The 23,523-nt window shown below is 34.9% G+C and carries 20 protein-coding genes; 7 read left to right on the forward strand and 13 right to left on the reverse strand.

The genetic code is table 11. The annotated features are described in order from the left end of the window. Positions 1-72: 72 nt before the first annotated feature. The 4 genes from GCQ56_RS07180 to mgrA form a co-directional block, all read right to left on the reverse strand. Positions 73-1,686 carry an ABC-F family ATP-binding cassette domain-containing protein gene (locus GCQ56_RS07180; RefSeq protein ID WP_152733737.1) on the reverse strand — a complete coding sequence of 538 codons (1,614 nt, stop codon included), beginning with the start codon at positions 1,684-1,686 and terminating at the stop codon, positions 73-75. 150 nt (positions 1,687-1,836) lie between these two features. After that, the gene (locus tag GCQ56_RS07185) at positions 1,837-3,885 is read right to left on the reverse strand and encodes a tetratricopeptide repeat-containing sensor histidine kinase (protein ID WP_152733738.1); all 2,049 of its coding nucleotides are present in this window, start codon (positions 3,883-3,885) and stop codon (positions 1,837-1,839) included. A gap of 97 nt (positions 3,886-3,982) precedes the next feature. After that, a complete protein-coding gene (locus GCQ56_RS07190) occupies positions 3,983-4,336 on the reverse strand; it encodes a hypothetical protein (protein ID WP_152733739.1) in 354 nt (117 codons plus the stop codon). Between the two features lie 334 nt (positions 4,337-4,670). Then, a complete protein-coding gene (mgrA, locus tag GCQ56_RS07195) occupies positions 4,671-5,660 on the reverse strand; it encodes an L-glyceraldehyde 3-phosphate reductase (RefSeq protein ID WP_152733740.1) in 990 nt (329 codons plus the stop codon). A gap of 265 nt (positions 5,661-5,925) precedes the next feature. Here mgrA and GCQ56_RS07200 point away from each other — a divergent pair, with 265 nt between their 5' ends. Next, positions 5,926-6,663, forward strand: coding sequence for a DUF4469 domain-containing protein (locus tag GCQ56_RS07200; protein ID WP_152733741.1), 738 nt, complete (start codon positions 5,926-5,928; stop codon positions 6,661-6,663). 467 nt (positions 6,664-7,130) lie between these two features. On the opposite strand, the gene GCQ56_RS07205 is transcribed toward GCQ56_RS07200, so the two are convergent. The 7 genes from GCQ56_RS07205 to pstS all read right to left on the reverse strand — a co-directional run bounded on the left by GCQ56_RS07205 (position 7,131) and on the right by pstS (position 14,331). After that, positions 7,131-8,927 (reverse strand): ATP-binding protein, encoded by a 1,797-nt coding sequence (locus GCQ56_RS07205; RefSeq protein WP_152733742.1) that lies wholly within the window; start codon positions 8,925-8,927, stop codon positions 7,131-7,133. 105 nt (positions 8,928-9,032) lie between these two features. Then, the gene (locus GCQ56_RS07210) at positions 9,033-9,722 is read right to left on the reverse strand and encodes a response regulator transcription factor (protein ID WP_152733743.1); all 690 of its coding nucleotides are present in this window, start codon (positions 9,720-9,722) and stop codon (positions 9,033-9,035) included. A gap of 75 nt (positions 9,723-9,797) precedes the next feature. Beyond that, positions 9,798-10,490, reverse strand: a complete 693-nt coding sequence (locus GCQ56_RS07215) for a PhoU domain-containing protein (protein WP_152733744.1) — start codon at positions 10,488-10,490, stop codon at positions 9,798-9,800. Between the two features lie 53 nt (positions 10,491-10,543). Beyond that, the gene (pstB, locus tag GCQ56_RS07220) at positions 10,544-11,329 is read right to left on the reverse strand and encodes a phosphate ABC transporter ATP-binding protein PstB (protein WP_227006037.1); all 786 of its coding nucleotides are present in this window, start codon (positions 11,327-11,329) and stop codon (positions 10,544-10,546) included. 44 nt (positions 11,330-11,373) lie between these two features. Continuing rightward, on the reverse strand, positions 11,374-12,267 hold the full coding sequence (gene pstA / locus GCQ56_RS07225; protein WP_227006021.1) for a phosphate ABC transporter permease PstA: 894 nt from the start codon (positions 12,265-12,267) through the stop codon (positions 11,374-11,376). An 18-nt stretch (positions 12,268-12,285) separates the two neighbouring features. Next, a complete protein-coding gene (pstC, locus tag GCQ56_RS07230; RefSeq protein WP_152733745.1) occupies positions 12,286-13,140 on the reverse strand; it encodes a phosphate ABC transporter permease subunit PstC in 855 nt (284 codons plus the stop codon). A 120-nt stretch (positions 13,141-13,260) separates the two neighbouring features. Beyond that, the gene (pstS, locus tag GCQ56_RS07235; RefSeq protein ID WP_152733746.1) at positions 13,261-14,331 is read right to left on the reverse strand and encodes a phosphate ABC transporter substrate-binding protein PstS; all 1,071 of its coding nucleotides are present in this window, start codon (positions 14,329-14,331) and stop codon (positions 13,261-13,263) included. A 293-nt stretch (positions 14,332-14,624) separates the two neighbouring features. On the opposite strand from pstS, the gene GCQ56_RS07240 reads away from it, so the two are divergent. Both GCQ56_RS07240 and fabG read left to right on the forward strand, forming a co-directional pair. Then, complete coding sequence (locus tag GCQ56_RS07240) at positions 14,625-15,371, forward strand: NAD-dependent deacylase (RefSeq protein WP_152733747.1); 747 nt, start codon at positions 14,625-14,627, stop codon at positions 15,369-15,371. A 244-nt stretch (positions 15,372-15,615) separates the two neighbouring features. Continuing rightward, positions 15,616-16,362 carry a 3-oxoacyl-[acyl-carrier-protein] reductase gene (gene fabG, locus GCQ56_RS07245; RefSeq protein ID WP_152733748.1) on the forward strand — a complete coding sequence of 249 codons (747 nt, stop codon included), beginning with the start codon at positions 15,616-15,618 and terminating at the stop codon, positions 16,360-16,362. 48 nt (positions 16,363-16,410) lie between these two features. On the opposite strand, the gene plsY is transcribed toward fabG, so the two are convergent. Beyond that, positions 16,411-17,007 carry a glycerol-3-phosphate 1-O-acyltransferase PlsY gene (gene plsY / locus GCQ56_RS07250; RefSeq protein ID WP_152733749.1) on the reverse strand — a complete coding sequence of 199 codons (597 nt, stop codon included), beginning with the start codon at positions 17,005-17,007 and terminating at the stop codon, positions 16,411-16,413. Between the two features lie 9 nt (positions 17,008-17,016). Continuing rightward, positions 17,017-18,813 (reverse strand): DegV family protein, encoded by a 1,797-nt coding sequence (locus tag GCQ56_RS07255; RefSeq protein WP_152733750.1) that lies wholly within the window; start codon positions 18,811-18,813, stop codon positions 17,017-17,019. Positions 18,814-19,056: 243 nt separating this feature from the next. On the opposite strand from GCQ56_RS07255, the gene GCQ56_RS07260 reads away from it, so the two are divergent. The 4 genes from GCQ56_RS07260 (at position 19,057) to GCQ56_RS07275 (ending at position 23,521) form a co-directional block, all read left to right on the forward strand. Continuing rightward, positions 19,057-20,496 carry a hypothetical protein gene (locus tag GCQ56_RS07260; protein ID WP_152733751.1) on the forward strand — a complete coding sequence of 480 codons (1,440 nt, stop codon included), beginning with the start codon at positions 19,057-19,059 and terminating at the stop codon, positions 20,494-20,496. A gap of 123 nt (positions 20,497-20,619) precedes the next feature. Next, positions 20,620-21,663, forward strand: coding sequence for a sensor histidine kinase (locus GCQ56_RS07265; RefSeq protein ID WP_152733752.1), 1,044 nt, complete (start codon positions 20,620-20,622; stop codon positions 21,661-21,663). 18 nt (positions 21,664-21,681) lie between these two features. Then, positions 21,682-22,722, forward strand: a complete 1,041-nt coding sequence (locus GCQ56_RS07270; RefSeq protein WP_152733753.1) for a histidine kinase — start codon at positions 21,682-21,684, stop codon at positions 22,720-22,722. 25 nt (positions 22,723-22,747) lie between these two features. Continuing rightward, a complete protein-coding gene (locus tag GCQ56_RS07275) occupies positions 22,748-23,521 on the forward strand; it encodes a LytTR family DNA-binding domain-containing protein (protein ID WP_152733754.1) in 774 nt (257 codons plus the stop codon). Positions 23,522-23,523 lie beyond the last annotated feature (2 nt).

Genomic DNA, 23,523 nt, shown 5'->3' on the forward strand with positions numbered 1-23,523 from the left:
AAACTGAAGAGCAAAAATAATCCCCCAAGCGCGAACGCCAGGGGGAGAAAGGTATTGAAGGTTTATATAGACTTATTTGTACATCTTTTCGCGCTGTTCCTTAATCTTTTCGCTAGTAATGTAATCATCGTAATCCATTAATTTATCGATAATTCCGTTTGGTGTTAATTCGATAACACGTGTACTTACGGTTTGAATAAATTCGTGGTCATGAGATGACATTAGAACAGTTCCGCCAAAGTTAATCAATGAGTTGTTGAAGGACTGAATAGATTCCAAATCCAAGTGATTGGTTGGAGTATCCAGAATCAAAAGATTCGCATCTTTCAACATCATTCTTGAAACCATACAACGAACTTTTTCACCTCCGGAAAGAACATTGGCTTTTTTGTAGATATCCTCACCCGAGAACAACATCTTACCCAAATATCCGCGAAGGTAAATTTCACTTGTATCATTAGAATACTGTGCCAACCAATCGATCAAAGTAATTGGTTCCTGGAAAAAGCTAGAGTTATCTAATGGTAAATATGCAGGTGTAATGGTAACACCCCATTCGAACGATCCATTATCGGCTTTATCTTCTCCATAAATAATGTCGAATAAAGAAGTCATAGCACGTGGATCTTTAGATAAGAAAATCACTTTCTCACCTTTTTCAACGGTAAACTCAACATCTTTAAAAATTGTTTCTCCTTCGATAACCTTACTCAAGCCTGTGCACGAGAAGATCTTATCACCAGCTTCACGCTCTTGCTGAAAGATAATACCTGGATAGCGACGAGTTGATGGCTGAATGTCTTCAATATTCAACTTGTCGATCATTTTCTTTCTGGAAGTAGTTTGCTTGGATTTAGCAACATTGGCACTAAATCGAGCAATAAACTCCTGAAGTTCTTTCTTCTTTTCTTCGGCTTTTTTGTTCTGCTGTGCCTGCTGACGAGCCGCCAACTGACTAGACTCATACCAGAAAGTATAGTTACCCGAGAACATTTTCACTTTACCAAAGTCGATGTCTACGATATCGGTACAAACCGAATCCAGGAAGTGACGGTCGTGAGAAACAACAATCACCGTATTGTTGAAGTTAGCCAAATAGCTTTCCAACCACATTACAGTTTCAAGGTCAAGATCATTGGTAGGCTCATCCAAAAGAAGATTATCAGGATTACCAAACAATGCCTGAGCAAGCAAGACACGTACTTTTTCCTTACCACTTAATTCTTTCATGGTTTTGTAGTGCATGGCTTCTTTAATTCCCAAACCACTCAACAATTCTGCAGCATCACTTTCGGCATTCCATCCGTCCATTTCGGCAAATTTCTCTTCTAGCTCAGATGCTTTAATACCATCCGCTTCCGAAAAATCAGGCTTTGCATAAATGGCATTTTTCTCTTGCATGATAGCCCACAATTCTGCGTGACCTGTAACAACAGTATCCAAAACTGTAAACTCGTCAAACTCGAAGTGATCCTGCTTAAGAACAGCCATACGCTCACCTGGTTCCATCATTATATTACCGGTAGTAGAATCTAAATCGCCCGATAAAATTTTTAGGAAGGTAGATTTACCTGCACCGTTAGCACCAATTACACCATAACAGTTGCCTGGTGTAAATTTGATATTTACGTCCTGGAAAAGCGTTCTTTTCCCGAATTGAATTGATAAGTTTGAAACCGAAATCATATATATACGTTATCCTTTATTTTGCTAATTCAGGGCGCAAAAGTAGTAATAATTCTTCACAAAAAACGGAATCAGGTATTAAGATTTGTAGAATATGAAAATTGAAATGATAGTAGAGACACAATGCTTTGTGTCTCTGATAGATTGTTATTATTGTTTCGAAATCAAATCTTCCTGATATACTTTTTCGGCATTGGGAACGGTAAATCGGAAAGTGGAACCAATATTTTCTTTACTTTCCACCCAAATTTCACCATCGTTTTGAGCGATAAAATCTTTACAGAGGATTAATCCAAGCCCGTTACCCCGTTCACCTCTTGTTCCAAGGTTTGACTTACCATCGTCCAATTTAAATAGGTCTAAAAGCTGTTCTTCTGGAATTCCTTTACCGCTGTCTTTAATCCAAATTTCGGTGATGCCATCTTTTAGTTTGGCACCTGCCATTATAATACCACCATCAGGCGTAAATTTAATGGCATTGTTTATTAGGTTACGAACAACGGTTTCCAGCATGGAACGATCTCCATAAATGAAAAGAGAATCGCAGGCAGTAAGCTCCATGTGAATGCTTTTTTCCTGGGCTACTGACTGATAGGTTTCGAATATTCCTGACAATAGCTTGTTTACCGAAAGAACTACAGGTGTGTAGGGCAAACGACCTGATTGATTTAAGGACCAGGATAATAAATTGTCAGTTAGGTTGAGTACTCGTGTAACACTTTCACCTAAATCTTTACTTGAATCATTTAACTCGCCGTATCTGCCTTGTTGTATGAAAATTTGTATCAATTTGGCAATTCCTGATACCGAAGCCAATGGCGAACGCAAATCGTGAGAGATAATTTGGAACAACTTGTTTTTGGTTTGATTCGATACCAGAAGATCTTTGTTTTTCTGATCTAAAATCTCTTTAGACCATTCTATTCTTGTTTTTTGCAGGCTTAACAAACGAGTTGTTTTCTTGTTGCGATAATAGGAGCTGACGATAAAAGCAGCATAAGCAGCAATTAAAACCAGAATTATCATTAAGCCATTTCGTTGCATTACTTTGTTCTTGTTCTCTTTCTCTAATATGGCAATGTGAGCTTCTTTTTTTTCAGTCTCGTATTTTGTTTTAAGAATTGAAATTTGACTTAAGTTTTCTCGATTTATAAGACTGTCTTTAAGTGCTTCATATCGTACAAAATAGTGTATTGCACTATCAGGTTGGTTTAGGTGAGAATAGATATTAAATAGTTCCTTACAACTGGTTTTTCTATAAGCAAGATTATTGGTGTTCAAAGTTAGGTTAAAAGCTTCTTTGCTGTAAGTTAGAGCTTTATTGTAATTCTCAGTTCTATAATAAGTATTACCTAAGCTATTTAATGTTGTTGTGATAAAATCTTTATTACCAATTGATTTTTTAAGCTCAAGACTTTTATTGTAATATTCAAGAGCAAGGCTGTATTGTTTTAAAGAAAGAAAACAATTTCCAATATTGTGATAGGTTTGAGCGAATTTGTATTTATTTGGCTTTTTCTCTAAAATAATAAGATTTTTATTGTAATAATTTAAAGCTTCCTTATAGTTTTTCTGCAATGTGTAAACCACTGCAATATTATTGTTTGCACCAAATAAATATGATAGATTATTTGAATTTACACACAAATTTGCGGCATTTTTATAATGTTTTAATGCTTCTTTATAATTTTTCAGATCTTTATATACTACCCCTATATTGTTATTGGCGTTGATTAATATGGACGCATTGTAATTTTGTTCGTAATATTTGAGAACGGAATAATAATCTTTGAGAGCGAGATCATATTTCGCTGTTTTCCTTAAAATGAGACCTCGATTCAGGTAAGTGAGGTTCATTCCTGCAGAATCAGATGCAAGAGAAAAATTATCAATTGCATTGTTGTAGTTTAATAAAGCAAAATCGAATTGTCCTTTTCGTCTGTAAATAGATCCTATACGTATATATGCATCTCCAATGCCAGAATAATTTTTTGAATCCTGTCCAAGTTGAATTGTATGAAGTGCGTAATATTCAGCTTCCTGTGGCTTTTTTCGGTAGTTTTTCCCTGTCCATTCATTGAGATAAGCGATCTTATCTTCTATATTCTTAATAGAATCTAATGAAAATTCTACCTCCTCAACAATTTGTGAAGAAGTAATAAAAGGGAATAAGAATAGAATGAGGGCGATTAGGCGCATAGAATACAAACAATGATGTAATTAGGTTCAAGATATAAAAAATGAATGACAAAGTTTATAATTATTGCTTTGTCATTCATTTTATTAAAATGAATATTTAAGGTAGAGTCTCTTCAGCATCATCATAATTTACATCAGTACTGTCGTCTTCAGATGGATTGGCAACAGAACCCAATTTAGATGTTTCGACCATAACCATTGTAACTGTACTAATTTCTTCAGTAGGTCCTTGCTTTAATGGAACTGAGAATTCAACAATATCGGTCTCTATCGAGCCATTAGTTGTTACACTTGCCGTAACTGCCCACGATTTTTTCTCATTTTTTACAAGAAGACCTTGTTCTATGGAGCCTAAAGCATAATCTTTTGGTACGGAAACCACCGCATTTAGTGTGTATACACCTGTAGATTCTGATTTGGTTAAGTTTACAAAGGGTTTAAATAATTTCATAAATCTAGTTTTAAAGTTAGCATTATATTTACTCCTTGTGAAATTAACAAAATTGATTTGACTGCCAAACATCAATACCTATAATAAAGCATAAAAAAATGATATGTTGTTTGTTATTGGTGAAGTATTGGTTGATTAATAGGAGATTATGCTTGCGTTAGTTGTTTTATTTAGAATAAAAAACATATGGTAAGCATTCACATAAATAAAGAATGGATAATTTTGGAGGTGGATATGAAAATTTTGAAAAGTAAATTGAATACTTAGTAATCTTATTTATAATGAAAGAAGATGCTAAGCACTAATGAGGTGCTTAGCATGTGATGTTAAATTCTTATGATTTCAGAATTTCTTCAATCTCTTCCAATTCGAAGACTTCAAAGTGTAAATTGTTTACACTATCTATATTTTGATTCAATTGATTTACTGAGCTGGCACCTACCAATACCGAAGTCACTCGTTCATCTTTTAGTAACCAGGCAATGGCCATTTGTGCCAAACTTTGTCCTCTTTTTTCAGCAATATCATTTAAAGCTTTCACTTTTTCAATCAACTTATCAGTTATTTGATCTTTTTGTAAAAAGCCATGAGATTTGGCAGCACGAGAATCTTTAGGAATTCCTTTAATGTATTTATTTGTAAGCATGCCTTGAGCAAGAGGAGAGAAGGCAATAGCCCCCATTCCATCTTTTTCTAAAGTATCCAATAATCCATCTTCCGCCCAACGATCGAACATGGAGTATCTTGGTTGATGTATCAAACAAGGTGTGCCCAATTCACGAAGAATTCTGGCAGCTTCTCTGGTTTTATCTGGCGAGTAGGAAGAGATTCCAACATACAATGCTTTTCCTTGTCGAACCACATGATCCAATGCCATCATGGTTTCTTCTAGTGGCGTGTTTGGATCTGGGCGATGTGAATAGAAAATATCTACATAATCGAGTCCCATACGCTTTAAACTCTGATCGAGACTTGCAATCAGGTATTTTCGTGATCCCCATTCACCATAAGGTCCAGACCACATTTTATATCCAGCCTTGGTTGAAATAATCATCTCATCGCGGTAAGCTTTTAAATCTTCCTTTAGAATTTTACCAAAGTTTTCTTCTGCCGATCCCGGAGGTGGACCATAGTTGTTAGCCAAATCGAAATGGGTAACACCCCGATCGAAAGCCTGGTAAATAATTTGCTTGTAATTTTCGTATACATCTACATGTCCGAAATTGTGCCATAATCCCAGTGAAATAGCGGGTAATAATAAGCCGCTTCTTCCACATCTACGATAGGGCATATCATTGTATCTGTCTTCTGACGCTTTGTACATATTGAATAAAATTTGATGTTGTGTGAAGATAAAAAGAAAGTCGAAAGTAAAAAAAGTCAAAAGATCGATACTGTAAAATGATCGTTTGTTAACGAAACTGCTTGTATTGTAGAATCTATTTTTGCTAATGCTTCCAAAAATGGTCCAAATGTATAATTAATAATCCCTTAGGTATAATGATATTTAAAAAGTTCTCGTTTACATTTAACAGTGCAATAATCATGAGAATAAATAATGTTGAAGTATTTGTTTAAAAGACTAGAAAATGGGAACTAAAATTAAAGATCGCTTTTTGGTAGAACTGTATGATTATCCCTTGGGTGATAAAAAGGAGGATCGGATAGGTAAAGTAATAAGTTGTAAAACATTCAGCGAAGAAGATTTAATTCAATTGGCTGTTGCTCGAGGAACAGATATAGGGGCATCTGCAATGAGGGCAACCCTTGAAATAATCAGTGAATTGGCTATTGAACAAATTACCAAGGGAGCGATAGTTCATTTGGGTTTGGCACAGTTTCATGTGAATGTTCATGGTGTGTTTCAGGGCGATGCAGCCAAGTGGGATAAAGAAAAGCACGGCTTACATGTACAGGCTAATCCAATAGTAAAATTGAAAAAAGCTGTCGAATCTTGCGAGGTTGAAGTTAGAGGAATGGCTCCAGTACAAGCAGGAATCAACTCTGTTACCGATCTTAGTTCCGGACAAATGAATACAGTACTTACTCCAGGAGGTGGTATTCATGTATTGGGATCTAAGATTAAAATTGATGGAGATTCAGAAGTTTTGGGACTCTATTTGCTTCATCAGGAAACTAAGGTCGAGACATTTGTTCCAAAGAGAAGTTTGGCTTTAAATTCTCCGTCAAAACTGTTTTTTGTTGCTCCTGCAGATTTGAAAATTGGTTTGTATAACTTGTCAGTTACTACTCAATTTACTTCTCAGGGAAGATTTCGCAAGCAGGCTAGGAGATATGTCTTCAATGGAAATTTAGAGGTAAAATAAAACTGGCTTTTTCCCATTGTCCCTATTTCGCTTGTAGTGGGTTATTAGGTAAGAACTATTTTTCGACAATAACCTATTGTTTTAGATTGAAACAATTATTTGCTGTAGTTGGTAGAATAGAACCAATTTATTCAATCAATGAGATCTCGAAGTAGTATAAAGGCAAAGAAACACTCTGTGTGGCAGCTAAGGTGTAACGGTAATGTCGTATTAGGAGAAACATTGAGGATTTGTTCTAAGTGTGAATGATGTCTCTCGAAGCAGAGAGTGTTGACCTCGCGCCCGAGAGAGAAGTGCTCTCCCGTTCGAGAGATATAACACCTCGCGAGCGAGAGGAATATAATCTCTCGCCTGAGAGAGGAGATCCATTCGCTGAAGTGTTTACTTTTTATTAGCTGGTGTATTGATTGCGAGAACGCCTAAGAATAAAATAATCATTAACCTAAGGGAAAGAATGTTCTTCGTATTTATGACAATTGCTTTTTCAAGGAGAAAAAGAACTCAATTCCACCTTCTTTACGTGCTTTTATAAAGATTCGTCCCTGGTGAAAGGAAACCGCATTTTTTACGATAGAGAGTCCCAGTCCGGTACCACCCATTTTTCTTGCTCTTCCGTTGTCGGCTCGGTAAAATCTCTCAAAAATTCTAGGCAGATGCTTTTCCTGAATTCCAATTCCATTATCCGCAAAGGAGAAATAGTGGTAATTGTTATCCTCAAAATAGTTGTTGATTTCTATGAGAGAGCTATCACCTGCATATTTAATAGAATTGTCAATCAGGTTTCTAAAAATAGAATCGAGCAATTCGCTATTGCCTTTAATGTTTAAGTCCGCTGGAATTTGTAGGTCTACTTTCATTTTTGTTTTCTCCAACTTCAACTCAAAATCATCCATCATTTCGTCAAGCATCAGCTTGATATCAACATTTTCTACCGAGAACAATTGTTGCGCTTCCTCCATTTTTGTGAGTACCGAAATGTCCTGAATCAGGTTCGAAAGTCGGTTAATTTGCACACAGGAACGCTCAATAAACTGTATTTTTTTATCCTCGGGCATGGTTGGATTGTCCTTAATGGTTTCCAGAAATCCAGAGACTGCAGTAACAGGAGTTTTTAGCTCATGTGCAATATTTAAAGTCATTTCCTGCTTAATGGTCTTCTCGTTTTCCAACTTGGTATTGTCGTGAATCGAGATTTCGAAATTGCAATCGGGAAACACCACTACTTGATATAAAAATACTTTGTGTCCTATAATCACCGTTTTTTTCGAGCTAATCATATCCACATTTGGAATGTAATTTGATTCCAACTCTTTTATGTTGGTATTGATAAAATCGTTGATTTCCTCTAATTCGGGCAAGTCAAATATTTCCTGATAGTTGTGTGTTGATATGTTTGATAAATAGTTGATGTAATCGATAAAATGGCTGTTCCAAAGAATTAGATTTCTCTGTTTATCAAATACAGCAACACCTTCCTGCGCAATTTGCAGATGGGCAAACAATTTGTCTTTTTCTTGTTGTAAGGCTTCTTTTGTTTTGCTCAGTTTTTCGTAAATCTTCACAATTTGCTTACTGATTTCGCCCAGTTCTGTTTTGCCAAAATCTTCGTTGGTATCAATTGGTCTATTCTTGGCTGCATTAATGGCAAACTTTCTCAATTTAGAAATGGAATTTCCAAAGTGCTCTGTTGCATAAATCAGAAATACTACGGTAACTCCAAACAAACCGATTAAAAAATACAGAAATATATTATTCGATTTTAAAAAGGTGACAACACTATCGTTAAAAGGCAAAGCCGTACGTACAAAATGCGTGTAATAATGCTTGGAATAATAGTAATAGGTTTGTCCGGTTGAGCCCGAGAGTCGAATGTTGCTGCCTTTTGAAGAATGCAATGATTTTTGAACCTCGGGGCGGTTCAGGTGATTGTCAAGGCGATCTAAATGTTCTACATCCGAATCATAAATTACATCACCTTTTAAAGTGATTACTGAAATTCGAATGTTACGATCGGGAATTAAAGAACGAAGCGAATCAATCTCAGTAAACTGAAGATTTTGAAGAATATCTTTTTTACGGATTAATTCCTGAACCTGCTCGGTATAAATATTTAGAGCATATTCCAGTTTTTCGCGGCGATAAGCTCTTTCTTGTTGATATTGAAAGCCTCCGATAAGGATAGAGAATATCAGGACGATGATAAAGAAGAAAAAGAACAATCGTTTCTTGTATTTCGATCCTGAGGTATGAATGTTTGTGTGCATGTGCGTTTAAAATTAAATTCATGTATGCATTACATGAATCTGCTTTTGAGATTTAAATTGCCTAACGAGGCATAAATGTAGGATATATTTATCAATTCTGTTTTGCTATTGTTTGAGCGATTCAAAATAATAACCATATCCTGATTTTGTTTTGATCAGTTTGTGATATTCGCCAATTTTTTTTCTGATTCGCCTTACATTTACATCTACAGTTCTATCTCCAACAAAGGTGTCACCTTCCCATATTTTGTGCATGATTTCATCTCTTGAATAAATTCTCCCTTTGTGATTTAGTAGCAATTGTAGAATCTCAAATTCGGTTTTGGTCAAACCTACATCTATATTATTAATGGTTACTTTTTTCGACTCTGGAATCAGTTTCATGTCTTCGTATTCAAAGGAAATTTCCTTTTGAGTTGTGGTGAAAACTCTTTTACAAATCACATGAATTCTGGCAATTATTTCCTTAACCGAAAAGGGTTTGGCAACATAATCATCCGCCCCGGCATTAAATCCTTTTAATTTGTCGTCTTCGCTTCCTTTGGCTGTGATAAACAGTATTGGCTTATCTGCCAGATCTGGATTTCGACGTATGATTTTAGCCAGTTCTAAACCCGAAATTTCTCCCATCATAATATCAAGGAGAAAGAAATCGTATTGACTAAGCTCTAATTTTAGTGCTTGTTCTGATGAGAATGCAGTATCTACTGTAAATCCTTCTTGTTCGAGGTTGAATTGGAGGATTTCGCACAAATCCTCTTCATCATCAACGACCAATATCTTTAAATCTGTCATTTTATCTGAAATCTATAGGGTTAAGATTTTAATTTTATACTTGAAGGTTTTAGGCAAATTCAGTTGATAATAAAGTTATTCTTCCTCGGGTAAATCCTGATGACGCAAATCGATTCCTTGCTGATAATAGATAGAAGCTTCAGCAATATTGGTGGCATTATCGGCTATACGTTCGATATTGCCCAGAATACTACCAAAATTAAGTAGATTGTATATTTTAGATTCTTCTATCCCTTGAGGCGTCTCTTTTTTTACCATTCTTCGCAAGAGCTGTTTTTGCATTTCGTCCACCAGTTCATCATTCTTGATGGTCCAAATGGCATATTCTCTGTCGCTATCTTCAAATGAGATTAAGGATTTCCTCACCATTTTTTCGCTAATAGAAAGCATGTTGAGTAAGGATTCTCTTTGGTTTTCAGGAATGAACGGAGGTTCCATTTTATCGATAAATCGCATCACGTTATTCAGCTGATCCCCAATTCGCTCGATATGACCAATCATTCTGAAATAGGAGAAAAGCAATCGAAGTTCGCTTGCCATAGGTTGTTGCAAGCCCATAGTTTGTATAATGTTATCGCTCATTTTCAGTTCAAACTGATCGAGCTTTTCCTCATTTTGTTTGAACTTTGCAACTTGTTTCGGGTCGATAATATCCAATCCTAGTAAAACAACATCTTCCAGTATTTCAAATTGCTCCTGAAGTATCAATTTCATTTTGGCGAAATCGGTATGGAGCTTATCAAATTTCTTATCTTTTTTTATTGACATGGATAATTCAATTACGAATTCATAATTTATAAATTAACAAAAGGAGAAGGGCATCAACCGAATTTACCGGTTAGGTACTCTTCGGTTCGTTTGTCTTTAGGCATGGTAAACATTTGCTTGGTTTTGCCATATTCCACTAAATCGCCCAAATACATAAACATCGAATAATCTGATATTCTCGCAGCTTGCGACATGTTGTGTGTAACCAAAACAATGGTGAAATCCTTTTTCAATTTTACCAAAAGGTCTTCAATTTTAGCTGTTGCGATAGGATCCAAAGCCGATGTGGGTTCGTCTAAAAGGATAATGTCAGGCGTGTATGCCAGTGCACGAGCAATACACAAGCGTTGTTGCTGACCTCCTGAAAGAAAGGTTCCTTTATTGTGCAGGGAATCTTTAACTTCTTCCCATAAACCAACTTCTCGTAAGGACTTTTCGACTATTTCATCCTTTTCGGAACGTTTTAATCTTATTCCATTTAAGTTGAATCCTGCTATAACATTGTCGTAAATGCTCATTGTAGGAAAAGGATTCGGACGTTGAAAAACCATTCCAATCTTTCTTCTCAACTGTATGGGATTTATTTTGTAAATGTTTTCATCACCTAAATAAACAGCTCCTTTGTTATGAGTGTTTGGATACAATTCGTGCATGCGGTTTATGGCTCTTAGAAGTGTACTTTTTCCACATCCCGAAGGTCCCATAATTGCCGTAATTTTGTTCTTAGCTATTCCTGCAGATACATTGTTTATGGCATATTTGTCACCACCGTATGAAACCGACAAATCGTCGATTTTTAGAACTGGCGATGCTATATTTTCTATAGGAGACTGTATCATACTGCTATCTTTATATGTTTGCTTTGTCAACTCTTTTTCTTTCATTAGTACTGTACTTTCCATTTTTTTGCAATTGCTTTGGCTGTTAAATTCAGACATAAGATTAGAAGTAGTAGAATTAGAGAGGCACTCCATATCATATTAACAAGATTTGGATCGTTGTAAAACTCCCAAACCAAGAGAGGAACTGCGCTCGATGGTTCTGTAATGTTCGTGTTAATCGCAGTACTTCCTAGTGCGGTTAGCATAAGCGGTGCCGTTTCACCAGCAATTCTTGATATCCCAAGTATTACTCCTGTAAGAATGCCTGATATCCCGGTCGGTAGTATCACTTTTAATATTGTTTTGTGATAGGGAACACCTAGAGAAAGTGCTGCTTCTTTTAAAGTGCCGGGAATCATTTTAAGCGTTTCTTCAGTAGAACGAACAATTGATGGCAACATCATTATAGATAAGGCAACACTACCTGCTAATGCTGAAAATCCACCAGTTACAGGTTTTACAATCCAGATGTAACCTATAACACCTAAAACTATGGAAGGTACTCCTTGTAACATGTCCACTATAAATCGAACAATGCCTGGAAATTTTCCTTCTGAGTTTTCAGACAAATAAATCCCACAAATAATACCTAAGGGAATTGCAATTACCGAAGCCATTCCAACGATTATTAGAGTTCCCACGATACCATTTGCAATACCGCCAGGAATGATTTCATTATTTGCAAGAGCAATCATCGCCTCCATAGTATCGGGAGCTACCTCGAAGAAAAAATTGATGTTTAATTGACGATATCCTTTTATCACCAATTGATAAAGTATTAAAAACAAAGGTACACTCGAAAGAAAGGCTAAAGACATCATTACATAGGTAAAGATCTTATCCTTAAACAAGCGCTGCTTCATTTTTCTGTCTGATAGTTCTGTAGAGATATTCATTTCTATATATGATAAAGGCTAGGCCGATAATTTTCTCATAATTAATTTGCCGATATAATTCACAATACCTGTAATAACGAATAGGAGTAAACCGATTTCTATTAAGGCAGTGTATTTAAGACCTTCGGCTTCGCCAAATTGGTTGGCAATTAAACTTGCCATGGTGTTGCCCAAATCGAATATTCCTGTTGGAATTTTGTTAGAGTTACCAATTAGCATGGTTACTGCCATGGTTTCCCCAATGGCTCTTCCTAATGCGAGTATGTATCCTGCAAATATTCCTGATCCTGCGTTTGGGACAATAACATTTCGAACCACTTCGAATCGAGTTGCTCCTAAAGAATAGGCGGCTTCCTTTAAACTCCCAGGAACCATTGAAATTACCTCGGCACCCAAAGAAGAAGCGTAAGGAATAATCATGATTGCAAGAATGATGGAAGAAGTGAAAATTCCAAAACCCTGAGCATTTAAGCCTAACTCAGCAACCAATGGTTTTAGTGCATAAAAACCCCATAATCCGTAAACTACGGATGGAATACCGGCTAGAAGATCAACAACAGATCTTAAAAAGGAAGGCAATTTGCCATTCTTAAAATATTCACCTAAAAATAGGGAGATTGAAAAGGCAAAAGGAAATGTGATAAGTAAAGCCAGAATGGACGTTAATAAAGTTCCGATTATAAATGGCAATGCACCATAAGATTCTCTGCCTTCAGTCGGATTCCATTCTGAAGAATATATAAATCCAAATCCAAATTCTTTAAAAGAAGGAATGGATCCAATAAATAGGGTCGTAACAATTCCAATTGCAATTAATACAATTAAAACGCCACTGCCTATTAGAAGATATTTAAATAATTTTTCGCTGTTCATGCTTGAACGATTCTGTTTGAAAAGAACGAACTTGCCTCAATTGATTGTCTGGAGAACTTTCAATTCATATTTTAACCATAAGAAGACTGAAACAAGTTCGTTGTTTGATTTAAATCTCGTTTACTTTAATGCTTTTCCGTTGTAGGTAACCTTACTAAGAACAGCTTTGGCTTTAGCAACAGCTGCCTCCGGAAGAGGAGCATAGTGTACTTTAGTCGTTTCTTTTTGAGCATCAGCACTTACAAGCCAGTCGATTAATTTAATAGTTTGAGCTGCCTGATCCTGACTTCTGTTATTATAGTTTTGTTCTTTGTAAATAATTAACCAGGTAAAACTTGAGATTGGATATCCGTCAGCTGCATCCGTATTGGTTAAGCTTACGCGTGTATCAGCAGGCATTTCACCTTTTGCCGAAGCACTTACCGATTCTACTGATGGCTTGATAAAGTTACCAGACTGATTTTGAAGACTTGCAACTGGAATTCCCATCGCGAAAGCGTATTCTGATCCGATATAACCTATTGCACCCTTAGTTTGGCTAATTGTTCCTGCTACACCAGGATTACCTTTTGCACCAATACCTACTGGCCATTGCAGAGCTTTACCAGCACCAATTTTTTCAGCCCATTCAGCACTTACTTTGCTCATGTAATCGCTAAAAATAAAAGTGGTACCACTTCCATCAGAACGATATACTACTGTGATTTCAAGATCCGGTAAATTAACTTCTGGGTTCACTGCTGCTATTTTAGCATCATTCCAATTGGTAATTTTTCCCATAAATACACCTTTCATCAATTCCGGAGTGAATTTTAATTCTGGTTTACCAGGCAAGTTGTACGCGGCAACTACAGCACCAAGGCATGTTGGAATATGAAGCACCTCTTCTGGCATATCCGCTAATTTCTTATCGTTTAAGAAAGCATCACTAGCACCAAAATCAACAATTTTATCTTTTAAGCTGCGGATTCCACCACCAGAGCCAATTCCACCATAGGTAACCAAAAGACCTTGATCTTTAGTATATCCTTTAAAAATTTTATTGTAAAAAGGTTGCGGGAAAGTTGCACCTGCACCCGTTATACTTTTTGCTTTTTTATTGTTAGCAGTTTTGTCTTTTCCTGAATTACCACAACTTGCCAATAGTGCAACTGCAATAATTGCAGTAAAGATCAATTGTAACTTTTTCATTCTTTCTAGATTTTTAGTTTAAAATGATTGTTCGTAGATTTTTTATACTTTTAAAATCCTTGTCGATACATTACATAGTATGAATTGGTTTATCGTTTGTCCCAATTCCATATTACAATGTTAGAAAGCTAATGTTACAGGAATATTACAGCAATGTTAATAAATCGTTACTAGTTGTAAGTGTCAGTAAAACAGGAAGAAATCTTTTTGGCAATAGCGAATTTTATTAAATTTAATGTTTGAGGAATTCTGATTGTAACAATTTATTTTCACACAAAATATACTATTTCAGCATGAAAAATGATTTACAAAAAGTTGCAGAACTTATACTAAACTCTGAGTCGATGATTGCATTTACGGGGGCTGGTGTTTCTGTTGAGAGTGGTATTCCACCTTTTCGGGGACCTAATGGTTTGTGGAGTAAATACGATCCTAAGTGTCTAGATTTGGATTTTTTTTATGCGGAACCTGAGGAATCGTGGAAGGCGATCAAATCTATTTTTTATGATTTTTTTGGAAAAGCAAAATACAATAAGGCTCATGAAATTCTAGCCAGATGGGAAGAAAGAGGAGTGTTAAAATCTATTGTTACACAGAATATTGATAACCTCCATCAGGAAGCTGGATCGAAAAGTGTATTTGAATTTCATGGGAACTCACAAAAGTTAATCTGTGCTGCATGCGAACAGGTGTTTTTACCAAAGGAAATCGATTTGGAAAAATTGCCTCCCTTGTGTCCTAACGATAAGTCCATTCTAAAACCTGATTTTGTATTCTTTGGTGAAGGAATCCCCGAAAATGCTTATCGAAAATCGTTATTGGCAGCACAAAGTGCTGATGTGGTACTGATAATTGGAACCACAGGTGAAGTGTATCCTGCTGCTAGTATTCCAATTGAGGCAAAACGAAATGGAGCTACAATAGTCGAGATTAATACAGAGAAATCAAACTATACGGATAGTATTACGGATTTTTTTCTTCAAGGTAAAGCAGGTGAAATATTGGGAGAATTGGAAGAGATAATTATAGTGAAAGTGTAGTCTAGTTATTTGATATGTTGTGGTTTGGAAAAGGGAGTGGAAATCTTCTATGCTGTTTTGTTAAGACTTACGAAGCTCAAATTTGAAATAATAAAAGTATTATAGACGAAAATATTTTATATTTGTTAGCGATTTTGAGGGATTGAGCGATTAAATTATTTCTCTATTCCATACTAAATCAAGTGATACTATACCGGATTATCCGGATTGTTTAGGAAATTATTAAAATTCAAAATAGAATTTCATGAAATTATTAGAAGGAAAAACAGCGATTGTTACTGGTGCTTCACGTGGTATTGGTAAAGCGGTTGCAATTGAGTTTGCAAAACAAGGTGCTAATGTTGCTTTTACTGATTTGTTCTACAATGAGCAAGCAATCGAAACTGAAAAGGAAATTGCTTCTTACGGAGTAAAAGCTAAAGGATATGCTTCTGATGCAAGTAACTTTGCTGATACAGATAAAGTAGTTGCTGAGATTGTTAAAGAATTCGGAGCTATTGATATTTTGGTAAACAATGCAGGTATCACGAAAGATACTTTATTGATGCGTATGACTGAAGAGCAGTGGGATATGGTTATCAACGTAAACTTGAAATCTGTATTCAACTTCACTAAAGCAGTTCAACGTACAATGCTAAAGCAGCGTAGTGGTTCTATCATCAACATGAGTTCTGTTGTTGGTGTTAGCGGTAATGCTGGTCAATCTAACTACTCAGCTTCTAAAGCAGGTATCATCGGATTTTCAAAATCTGTTGCTAAGGAATTAGGATCAAGAGGTATCCGTTCTAACGCAATTGCACCAGGTTTTATCATTACTGAAATGACAGGTCAACTTCCTGAAGATGTAGTGAAAGAATGGGCTGGTAAAATTCCATTGAAAAGAGGAGGAACTCCTGAAGAAATCGCACAAACTTGTGTGTATTTAGGATCTGATCTTTCTTCTTATGTAACCGGACAAACAATTCACGTTTGTGGTGGTATGAACATGTAAGAGATTACAAAGAATATTTCAAAGCCATTCTTTCGGGAATGGCTTTTTTTATGCGCCTAACTCTTCTCCTTTCAATAATCGTTTGATATTGGATTGATGTTGAACGATGATAAGTATTCCCACAACTATCAAATAGATTAAGATATGATTGTATCCGTAAAGAAAGTAGAAGGAAATGGGTAAACTAAGTGCAATAAACAAAGAGCCTAAGGATACGAATTTAAATACGTAACGTACGATAAAATAAACCGATACAGCGATAAATACAGGAATAGGACAAATTAAAACACTAGCGCCCAAACTTGTGTTAACTCCCTTACCACCTTTTAGTTCCAAAAATAGGCTAAAATTGTGACCTAGTATTGCCGCAAGTGCAACAAATAGAATGGAGTCCGGAGGAATGACAAAACCATAACGATGTACATTAAAAGCGATGAGTACAGGAACAAGACCTTTTAGCATATCTAAGACCTGAGTTAAAATTGAAGCTTTTTTGCCTGCAATTCGTCTCACATTGGTTGAGCCAATATTTCCACTTCCGTGATTTTGTATGTTTTTACCTGTAACTCTTTTGGTAATCCAATATCCAAAAGGGATAGAACCCAATAGGTAGGCAAAAATTGTTAGTATTATTGCTATTATCATTGATATGTTCTATTCTGTGATTAATGCCACTGCAGCTGTTCCTACTCCTGCATGCATTGCTATAACAGGAGAGATATTTACTACAGCAACAGGTTCCTGTTTGCTGAGTTTTTTCATTTGAGATTTATACCAATTGGCAGCTTCTGGATTGTTGGCATGTAAAATTATGTATTTCCAAACATTTTTCTGTTCGGTTAATTTTGCCACAGTTTTCATTACCAGCTTAAGGTTCGATTTGTGCGTATAGGTTTTTCCAAACACAAGAGATTTTCCATCCTTACCTAAAGATATAATTGGATTGATATTTAGCAAACGAGCAATTATTCCTTTGGTGTGGGAAACTCTACCTCCTTTAACCATGTATTTTAAGGTTTTAACACTTACAAAAATATTGGTATTGTTTTGCCACACTTTAAGTGACTCTATTATTTCTGATGTTTGAATTCCTGATGCAATGGCTTCTGCAATTTTTAAGACCTGTAATCCTAAAGCTCCGGAAACACCTTTTGAATCGATTACGTGAATAGGAGTGCTTTTTGTGGAGGAGATTTTATCTGCAGCTTTAATGGCATTGTTAATGGTACCACTCAACTTTTCACTTAAATGTATGGATATCACGGCGTCGTAATAATCCGCTAAACGGTTATATAATTTCTCAAAACTTTGAGTATTGCATTGCGATGTTACAGGAAATTCAGCATTGGAATCCAACATTTCGTAAAATTGATCATGCTGTATGGTCAAGCGATCGAGGTAATGATTCTGACCAAAATACAAGTTGATAGGAATCATGTTGATTTGATAATGATCAAGTATTTCCTGTGGCAAATCGCAGGTTGAATCGGTAACCAATGCAATTTTTGCTTTAGGAGCAATCGCCATTTCATTTTGACGAACCATGTCATCTATTTTCTGAAATGTAATGGTTCCGGAATCTTTTAATTCCTGAAAAACCTGATCGGGATGATTGGTATGAAAATGCAATCTTTGCATTTTACTCGATCCCGCAACCACAACAGAATCTCCATTTTTCTCTAGTAAATCTTTTAGTTGCTTACTATTCCAGCTAAAATTTTTAATTACAGCTTCGGTGCAATATCTGTAGGTGATTTCATTCTCTATATTTTCATTAATTAATGGCAATTCAGCACTTGTATGATTTTGCGCCATTAGTTCCTGAATATTCCCATTCTTTATAAAATCAATAATACCTTCTATAAACAAGACAAAACCTTTGGCACCCGCATCAACCACATTGGCTTTACTCAATACCTTTAATTTGCCAGTGGTTTCAAATAATGATTTTTTTAAGGTTTCAAGAGAACTTAGGAAAATTTGGTTGAAGTCTGAAATCAGATCCTTATTGCTGTGGATGTATTCTGCCCAGTCTCGTATTACCGTTAACATTGTTCCCTCAACCGGATTGCTGATGGCATCATAAATATAGGTAATCGAATTGTTTACACTTGATGCAAAATCGGGCATTTTAATTTTGTCTTCATTTACAGTTTCCATTGACAAACCATAAAGAAATTGAGCGAAAATTATTCCTGAATTTCCTCTCGCTCCAATCAAGGCAGCTTCGGCGATATTGTCAGCAGTTGTTTTATACGATTTATTGGGACTTGTATTATCGAGAATAGCTTGCAAAGTAGCGACTAAATTAGTGCCGGTATCCTTATCATTAACAGGAAAAACATTTATTCTGTTGATTTCCGCCTGATGTTCAAAAACTCTTTTTGCACCAGCTACAAAGGTATAATACAAATTTCTTCCGTCTAACTCTCTTATCGGATCAATGTTCATAATATGATTTCTATTGCCAGGTTTTGCAGTTTTAAGATACAATTAAAATTTAGAAATCAGTATTTAGTTAAGAATAAACCATATGGTAAAGATGGATGGTTTTTTAATAAAAGTGTGGGAATTACAATTCACTACATTAATTCTACAGTTGGTGGCAATTCGTTTTTTTGCGACTTAATTAATTCGGAATATTGTATCGTAGAAATAACACAAAATCACATGAAAACACTAAACTATACTAGGATGAAAAAATATTTACGCATTTTAACTGTTGTTCTTTCAGTCTTTTTGCTTTCAACTCCATTTGGATACGCAGGAAATGAAGATATTGAAATTACAATTAGAAGAAATAACAATTGGAGATTGGAGAATATCAAAATTTCTTCAAATGGTGATATCGAATTTAATAATGATTATACTGATGTAGTAGGTATGTCTGAAGATGCTTACATTAAAATTAGTATGGTTAGTTTCGGTATGAGACGAAAGTTGTATATCTCATCGGATGATGATAGAATTGTACGCAGATATTTTGAAGGAAATAAAGAAGTTGCGTTCGAACCTAAAGGGAGAGAATGGATGAAGAAGATGCTTCCGGATATTGTGCGAAATTCGGGTCTTGATCTGGAAAACAGAGTTAATAAAGTCTATCAAAAGAAAGGTATTTCGGGATTCTTAAGCGAATTGGAAGAAACCGATAGCGATTATTACAGATCGAGAATGGTAAAGTATTTATTGAAGAACAATAAATTGAATAAAAGCGAACTTCAAAATTTGCTAAGAGAATTTCCTTATCGTATTGATTCGGATTATGAAGTTTCTCAAATTTACAAGAAATACAATCCTGTATTTATTTCCGATCCGGAAGTGGCAAGTGAATTCTTTAGCAGTTTAAAGGAGATTTCATCGAACTATGAGTTATCGCAAGTGCTAAAATCGGTGTACAAATTGAATGATTTATCGGAAGAAAACTTCACTCATTTTATTGAGGCAACAGAAAATATTAGTTCGAATTACGAGAAATCGAATCTAATGAAACTGGCTTTGAAAGATGATAAATTGACCGACAAGCAATTGAATTTAATACTGGCGGAGGTAGATGAAATTTCATCGGATTACGAAAAATCTCAAATTATTAAATCGGTATTGAAAGACAATGGTTTAACTGATGGTAATATTGAAAAGATTATTGAATTGACTGAGTCTATTTCATCTGATTACGAAATGGGACAGATTATTAATACCATTATTCATGGTGAAATGCTAAGTCAGGAAAACTTAAATGAATTCACTTCATTACTTGGAAATATATCTTCAGATTATACCTATAAAGGTATTTTGAATCAATTGATAAAATATGATGAACTTGGATCGGAGCGTTTCGATTTTCTAATTGAATCATCTGATAATATCTCTTCATCATACGAATTGAGTAAGTTTTATAAGTCATTATTACTTAGTGGAGAACTTACCAAAAAGCAGCAATTAAAATTGATTAAAAAATCAGAGAATATCTCCTCTAATTATGAATTAGCAAGCTTTTTAATCGTATCAAGTCAGAGAATGGATTTGGACGATGATGAAATTAGAGATGCTTTACTGGAGGCTACTCAGGAGATTAGTTCAGAGTACGAGTATGGTAAAGTAATGAAAGCAATTTATGCAAGAGATAGAAACAAATAAGCTTGTCGTTAAGAGTGTTCGATTTATCGGGTGTTAAGTCCGATAGATCGAATATTAGTACACAAACTAGGCGTTTACTATCGTATTGCTGTATCTTTAGTTGAAAATCACCCAAAATAAGAAATGAATAAAAACTGGCGATTTATTACGATTAGTCCCTTGTTGGGAATTTTATGCTATGTATTGGCCTTTTATAGTTATGCTGGCGATCTTCCTGGTGTTGAGCACAATTTAACCGGATATCTACCTAGCGCTGTATTCGGTTTATGGGCAGGTATGGCTGCTTTATTTATTAGCAAATACCTAAATCGGATTATTAATTGGAGGCAACAACATGCATTACGATTTTTAATTCAGTGTAGTGCCTTATATGTAGTAGGACTTGCGCTAATCGCTATTTATTCCGAAATGTTCTTAATTTCGATTCGAAAAGAACTTACTTACTCACAATTTTGGCTGATTTATAATGATGAGATTTTTAAAACCTTGCTAATTCTCTTTTTATCAGTTATAGTGTATTGTATTATTGATTTTATGATTTACTCGTTTAATCAAATGCGCGAAGAAGAAATACGTTCGGTTGAGATGATGAATAATCAGCTGAACTTGCAGTTTGAAGCTCTTAAATCTCAATTGAATCCGCACTTTCTGTTCAATTCTTTAAATACGATATCATCCTTACTGTATAAGGATACTAAGGTTGCGGAAAAATTCATAAGAATGTTTGCTGAGAGCTATCGTTTTATTTTTAAACAGAACGATCAGCCATTAATTCCATTGCAGAAAGAGTTGGATTTTGTAGAAGCATACAATTATCTTCTTCAGGTTAGATTTCAGGAAGCTTATGAGTTGAAAATTAACATTCCGGAAAAGATAAAGAACAGCTATGTACCGCCTCTTTCGGTTCAAATGTTGGTAGAAAATGCTATTAAACACAATCTGATATCACAGACAACACCTTTATCAGTAGAGATTGGAAGTGATAACAATTATTTATGTGTGAAGAACAACATTAACCCCTTACGTGAACAACCAGAGTCTTTCCAAATCGGAATAGAAAATATTAAAAAGAGGTATTCATTTTTTACCAACGATTCCATATTATTGGATAAAAGTGAACATTTCAAGGTTAGTTTACCACTGATTTCTCAAACCAGAATTAATTGATTGCTATACGCCTAAAAAATGAAAACGAATTTCTTAAATAGTCCTCTTTATCGCATTCTTACACCATCTCTAGTTTCTGGATTGGTTTATTTATTGATGCTTTTGGTATTCGATAAGCTATCAGAAATAGATAATAACTTCAGTCCAGAGGAGTTTATCTTTTTAATGGTTGTTACCTTTTTACTCTTCGAATCTTATCGGTTTTGGATTAAGAAAACGGAGAAATTAAAATGGTTCGAAGGTAAAGGGATTATAAAAACCATTGTTCTTTATTCGGGTAGCCTTCTGATTACATTCGCAGTTGTGATTGCGTGTTTTTCATTATACTTTGTTTATATAATTGGCTTAAGCGAATTCAGGACAGAATTGACTTCCTTTTTAATTGTATTTACTCTGGTTGGCATTCTATTTCATCTGTTTTATTTAAGTATTCAGTTTTTGGATAGGCAAAACACTCTTTTGCTACAAAAGGAGGAGATGAATAGAAAGAACATTGAATTTGAATTGGAAGTTTTTAAGAACAAGTTGAATCCCGATTTTTTGTATGAATCATTCGAAAGTGTAATTAGTTTGATTCGAAAAAATGATGTTGAAAACGCCGAAAAGTATATTGACCATTTGGCATTGTTTTACAGACGGATTTTAGGCAATCGATATTCCGAGATTATAAGTTTGGAGGAAGAAAAACTTAAGGTAAAACAATACTTAAAAATTAGAAACTATAAATATTCGAATAATTTTATTGTAAATTGGAATCTTAATTCGAATGAAGATGAAATTCATGTTGTTCCCAATATGATTTTGCAAACAATTCAGCTTATTGAATATTGTCAGATGATAGATTCTCATACTAAATTGAGTGTTGATATTAAGAAAAATGAAAGCTATATTATTTTTGAATTTCTATCTTCAGAAAAATTAACGCCTAAACCAAAAGTTGAGCTTCTGAAAGAGAGTATTCAAAAAGCCATTTCGTTTTATTCGGATTTGGATATGAAATGGGAGTGTACAGATAATATGACAAGAATATTTGTACCAACAATAAAAATTGAAGATTAAACCAAACAACAACTGATAGAGCAAAATGAAGGTAATTATTATCGAAGATGAAATTTTAGCAGCGGATAAATTAGAAAGATTGTTGCATAAATACGATCCACGTATTAAAATAGTTGATCGATTCGAATCGGTAACCGAATCATCTATTTGGTTGGGAAATCCAGATAATAAAATTGATCTTATTTTTCTGGATATTCATTTGGTTGATGGCTTAAGTTTCGAAATATTTAAAAGAGTTCAAGTTCAAACACCGGTTATCTTCACAACAGCTTACAATGAGTATGCACTTAATGCATTCAAATTAAATAGCATAGATTATCTGTTAAAACCAGTTACTTTCGATAATTTACATGCAGCTTTAAAAAAGTTTGAAAGCATGAAGGAGTCATTGGCTGAATCATCTCAATTGAGAAATATAGAGGAGTTGAGTGCCGCTCTATCAAGTATTCAAAAAAACTACAAAACCAGATTTATGGTGAAAGTAGGAGAGAAACTTAAATCTTTTAAAGCTGATGACATCTCATTGTATTTTGCAGAAGGAAGAGATGCTTTTATTTTATTAAAAGATGGACACAGGTACATAATCGATTATAAAATGGAAGAGCTACAGGATTTATTAGATCCAAAATATTTCTATAGAATCAGTCGTTCATTTATAGTAAATATTAATGCGATTAGCGATGTTTCAGTTCATTCCAATTCCAGACTTAAGGTTATTCTCACAAGTGATTTCGATCGTGAGCTAATAGTAAGTAGAGAAAAAGTGAATAATTTTAAAGATTGGTTTAACGGAGCCTGACT

It is taken from the genome of Marinifilum sp. N1E240, from assembly GCF_009295825.1.
GTDB lineage: Bacteria > Bacteroidota > Bacteroidia > Bacteroidales > Marinifilaceae > Marinifilum_A > Marinifilum_A sediminis.

What these genes read in the sequence shown, in the direction of transcription:
- GCQ56_RS07180 (WP_152733737.1), bottom strand. Translation starts at nt 1,686, where the DNA reads ATGATTTCGGTTTCAAACTTATCAATTCAATTCGGGAAAAGAACGCTT.
- GCQ56_RS07185 (WP_152733738.1), bottom strand. Translation starts at nt 3,885, where the DNA reads ATGCGCCTAATCGCCCTCATTCTATTCTTATTCCCTTTTATTACTTCT.
- GCQ56_RS07190 (WP_152733739.1), bottom strand. Translation starts at nt 4,336, where the DNA reads ATGAAATTATTTAAACCCTTTGTAAACTTAACCAAATCAGAATCTACA.
- mgrA (WP_152733740.1), bottom strand. Translation starts at nt 5,660, where the DNA reads ATGTACAAAGCGTCAGAAGACAGATACAATGATATGCCCTATCGTAGA.
- GCQ56_RS07200 (WP_152733741.1), top strand. Translation starts at nt 5,926, where the DNA reads ATGGGAACTAAAATTAAAGATCGCTTTTTGGTAGAACTGTATGATTAT.
- GCQ56_RS07205 (WP_152733742.1), bottom strand. Translation starts at nt 8,927, where the DNA reads ATGCACACAAACATTCATACCTCAGGATCGAAATACAAGAAACGATTG.
- GCQ56_RS07210 (WP_152733743.1), bottom strand. Translation starts at nt 9,722, where the DNA reads ATGACAGATTTAAAGATATTGGTCGTTGATGATGAAGAGGATTTGTGC.
- GCQ56_RS07215 (WP_152733744.1), bottom strand. Translation starts at nt 10,490, where the DNA reads ATGTCAATAAAAAAAGATAAGAAATTTGATAAGCTCCATACCGATTTC.
- pstB (WP_227006037.1), bottom strand. Translation starts at nt 11,329, where the DNA reads ATGATACAGTCTCCTATAGAAAATATAGCATCGCCAGTTCTAAAAATC.
- pstA (WP_227006021.1), bottom strand. Translation starts at nt 12,267, where the DNA reads ATGAATATCTCTACAGAACTATCAGACAGAAAAATGAAGCAGCGCTTG.
- pstC (WP_152733745.1), bottom strand. Translation starts at nt 13,140, where the DNA reads ATGAACAGCGAAAAATTATTTAAATATCTTCTAATAGGCAGTGGCGTT.
- pstS (WP_152733746.1), bottom strand. Translation starts at nt 14,331, where the DNA reads ATGAAAAAGTTACAATTGATCTTTACTGCAATTATTGCAGTTGCACTA.
- GCQ56_RS07240 (WP_152733747.1), top strand. Translation starts at nt 14,625, where the DNA reads ATGAAAAATGATTTACAAAAAGTTGCAGAACTTATACTAAACTCTGAG.
- fabG (WP_152733748.1), top strand. Translation starts at nt 15,616, where the DNA reads ATGAAATTATTAGAAGGAAAAACAGCGATTGTTACTGGTGCTTCACGT.
- plsY (WP_152733749.1), bottom strand. Translation starts at nt 17,007, where the DNA reads ATGATAATAGCAATAATACTAACAATTTTTGCCTACCTATTGGGTTCT.
- GCQ56_RS07255 (WP_152733750.1), bottom strand. Translation starts at nt 18,813, where the DNA reads ATGAACATTGATCCGATAAGAGAGTTAGACGGAAGAAATTTGTATTAT.
- GCQ56_RS07260 (WP_152733751.1), top strand. Translation starts at nt 19,057, where the DNA reads ATGAAAAAATATTTACGCATTTTAACTGTTGTTCTTTCAGTCTTTTTG.
- GCQ56_RS07265 (WP_152733752.1), top strand. Translation starts at nt 20,620, where the DNA reads ATGAATAAAAACTGGCGATTTATTACGATTAGTCCCTTGTTGGGAATT.
- GCQ56_RS07270 (WP_152733753.1), top strand. Translation starts at nt 21,682, where the DNA reads ATGAAAACGAATTTCTTAAATAGTCCTCTTTATCGCATTCTTACACCA.
- GCQ56_RS07275 (WP_152733754.1), top strand. Translation starts at nt 22,748, where the DNA reads ATGAAGGTAATTATTATCGAAGATGAAATTTTAGCAGCGGATAAATTA.